The organism is Arthrobacter sp. MYb221, assembly GCF_002979835.1.
Classification (GTDB): Bacteria; Actinomycetota; Actinomycetes; order Actinomycetales; family Micrococcaceae; genus Glutamicibacter.
Genome location: NZ_PCPW01000033.1, coordinates 1 through 3,061, shown reverse-complemented (window position 1 = coordinate 3,061; position 3,061 = coordinate 1). Strand labels below are relative to the sequence as shown.

The window sequence follows — 3,061 nt, the reverse complement described above, 5'->3', positions numbered from 1 at the left end:
AGGTCACCGCCGGACTTAACTTAGTATGATGGTTTGAGGCCCTTGCACCTGTTGGTGTGGGGGCCTCACCTGTTTAAGCCGCGGGGGTGTGCGGGGGTGTGTGGTTCTGCCTGGCGAGGCGGGACCTTTTTTGCGCTTTAACCGGCCTATAGGCAATAAATGGTGTCTGCCCGGGTGTGTCAGCCGGCCAAACCCCATCTAAACCGAGGCTCTAGCGGCTCCGTCCACCCCAGCCAGCCCTGGCGAAGTGCCCTTCCTCGGCAATGGCAGCGGTCCCATAAAAATCAGGGCCAATCTGTTTCTCCTCGGCTGACTTGTCTGTGGGATCCAACAGAACCATTCGCAAGCACGCCGGCGATGCTCAATGGGCATCCCGCGATGGTAGAAAATCATTGCTCTGATCCCGGAGTTCACCGCGCCTTCAATCATGGTCGTTGTCGAGCTGATCCCTAGCCCGTGCAGATCTTCATTCAGGTATGTGAATAGGTGACCGCGTCGCAAAGCGGTCTGCATGTTCTCGTACGCTTTGCGCAGCCGGTGATGGGTGTACCACCAGGTGCGGGTGCTGCGAATTCCTTGGGGCATCGCACCGTTCCATTGCGCTGCCTAGGTGCGTTCGTTGATGAGGAATTGATGCTGGGCGTGCCAGGCCGCGAAGGCGACCATCCATTGGGCCGCTGCTTCTTGGGTGCGGATATTCGTGAGTTTTAGGCTCAAACTGCGTAATGGCTTACCGGCTGGCAAGCGTGGGTTCAGGGTCAGGTAGGTACGGACATTGCCTTGGATATGAATCAGGCACCGCTGGATCTTCACGTTGGGCCAGAACTCTTTCATCGCTTTCATCAGCCCCGATCCGCCATCGGTGAAGACGACTTTCGGTTCAGGGAAATGCTTCAGCAACGCTGTACACGCCGCTGATTTTTCTCGGTCGCACCATTGCCATCCGATGACGTTCCGTTGGTCGATAGCGATCAGCAGGCACCAGCCATGCCGGATGTAGATACCGTCGACTTGGATCTCGTCGAAGACTTCTGCGGTGTGGTTGTATCATTGATGGCCATCCTTCAAGAGAATTCAACGGAACTTGTGGACGCTATGCTTGCCGGCGATGAACTAGAAGCATTGCGGACTGGCGACAAGCTGCAAGCGCAGGGTCCGGCGGCCGAATACTTGAACTACGCGTCTTCTGAAGGATCCATCAGCCGTCGGTTGCGTCGATAAAGCCCTACGGCCAATTGGGCTGGGGCCTACCTTGCGCTGAGCGCTGTTGCACCTGAAACCGTCATCACCAATATGACGAGGGAGCTGTTGGCCACTGAACCTTGCCGCGTCATGGTGGATGCGAACGTTCCAATACCGCTGAACTATCATTCCTAGGCAAGCGCGACTGCAAAGTTATTGCTATGGCGTGCGAGTGTCGAGAATACACACGTAACAGGACAGACCATTTACGTGGACGGTGGAGTCGATGCAACCTGGCGTGGAGACGACGTTTGGTCCTAGCATACTTGTGCGTGCTTAGATCTCCGGTGCTGTTGGCCATGGCTGATGATGTATCGACGTCGATCACTATGATGAGCCTCGACGAAACGATATGCGGGGCATGCAAATGAAGGCATTGCCTGTTGGTAGGGGAAAAAGTAACTATCTCTTGTTCTCAGTTACATTTACATCTAAAAGGTATCTAGTATAGTGCGCTCGTTACACATTCGGTCCCGGCCCTCGGCCATGAGGAACACTACTGGTTGTCTGAACAGGACGCCTTCACGTCAAGAACGAAGTGAGCCAAGAACAAAGACGAATATGAGTCAGCTGTCCCGACAAAATTCTCACTATTAGATTTCGACATTCCAGATGAACTGGTTCAACGGATGGAAATGGCAAGCAACGAGCTGATTAGCTTCGATCACAAGGCCCGTATCATGCTGGGTTCGACATCAGCTTCATTGGGGCCTCGCTCCTCGATCCTATTGAGAACAGAATCCGCTTCGTCTGCGCAGATTGAAAACCTGACGGTCGACGCTCGACAATTAGCGCTTGTCGAGTTGCAACTAGCAAGTTCTCAGAACACATCAACAGTTTCAGCCAATGGTCGAGCCATGGAAGCTGCGCTCGCTTTGGCAGATGAGCTTAGTAGCGATGCGATATTGAAAATGCATGCAGAGCTACTGCAGGGACGACCTAGGCGGGAGATACATGCAGAAACGTATCGGGATCAGCTCGTTCGGGTGGGTTCGAGCGGGGCGAGTCCGAGAGGAGCCAGTTATGTAGTCCCTCAGTCGGCGCTGATACCTGAACTGATCGAAGACTTGTGCGCATTTATGGTACGCGTGGACCTGCCCTCCATCCTTCAGAGGGTAATTGCCCATGCTCAGTTCGACACGGTTTATCCCGTTGTAGACGACAAGGGTCGTACCGGACGGGTCCCTAGTTCATTCCTTGCCAAGGGCGCGAGGTCTGGTCCAGTCAACAACTGCACCGGTATCCGCCGGGCTGTTGCGCAATAGGGCTAGATACTCCGAGGCGCTTTCTCGGTACCGTGATGGTAATGCGTCGCCAATCCTAGAGGAATTCGTTGAAGCTACCTTGTACGCAGCTTCCATCGGGATTGTCCACATTGCTCATTTGGCATCGGACCTGGGATCCGCACGGGAGAAGCTCCAAGTGCTGCGTTCGCAGTCAACTGCCTGGAAGCTGCTTCCGTTCATGAGCGCATATCGGTGATGCATACGTAGCTAGTTTCGAAGCTACTGAAAACTTCGAATACCAGCGCACTGCGCGCCTTGAATCAGTCGGCTGAGCATGGAATATTGTTTGAGCGGTCAGGGCAGAAAAGGAACAGGGCATGGCCGAGTGTGGGAGTACTTAGAATCCTGGACGACTACGCGACAGGCATGCTCAGAAAGCCATAATCGTGCGAACGGTTTTCCTGTGTGCACGGTCACCTCGGAAAAGGGCCTCCCGATTTGAAACATCCCGCAAATCTGTGTATAGTTTTTATCTGTCGCCGAAACAAGGCCGGAACAAAAACCGGTACAAAATTCGGTGATAATCCCCAGAA

At 54.0% G+C, this 3,061-nt stretch carries 2 protein-coding genes and 1 pseudogene; 2 read left to right on the top strand and 1 reads right to left on the bottom strand.

Annotation, left to right across the window (positions count from 1 at the left end; genetic code table 11):
• Positions 1 to 327: 327 nt before the first annotated feature.
• Positions 328 to 1,044: pseudogene (locus tag CQ015_RS18520) on the bottom strand (IS1249 family transposase); the annotation flags it as partial.
• Here CQ015_RS18520 and CQ015_RS18515 point away from each other — a divergent pair.
• The gene (locus CQ015_RS18515; RefSeq protein WP_105650845.1) at positions 988 to 1,221 is read left to right on the top strand and encodes a hypothetical protein; all 234 of its coding nucleotides are present in this window, start codon (positions 988 to 990) and stop codon (positions 1,219 to 1,221) included. The pseudogene CQ015_RS18520 and the gene CQ015_RS18515 sit on opposite strands and share 57 nt — an antisense overlap.
• Positions 1,222 to 1,877: 656 nt before the next feature.
• Complete coding sequence (locus tag CQ015_RS18510) at positions 1,878 to 2,507, top strand: Fic family protein (RefSeq protein WP_181150465.1); 630 nt, start codon at positions 1,878 to 1,880, stop codon at positions 2,505 to 2,507.
• Positions 2,508 to 3,061 lie beyond the last annotated feature (554 nt).

Bases quoted from the DNA above. Each gene is read 5' to 3' on its own strand.
- CQ015_RS18515 (WP_105650845.1), top strand. From the start codon at position 988: ATGCCGGATGTAGATACCGTCGACTTGGATCTCGTCGAAGACTTCTGC.
- CQ015_RS18510 (WP_181150465.1), top strand. From the start codon at position 1,878: ATGGCAAGCAACGAGCTGATTAGCTTCGATCACAAGGCCCGTATCATG.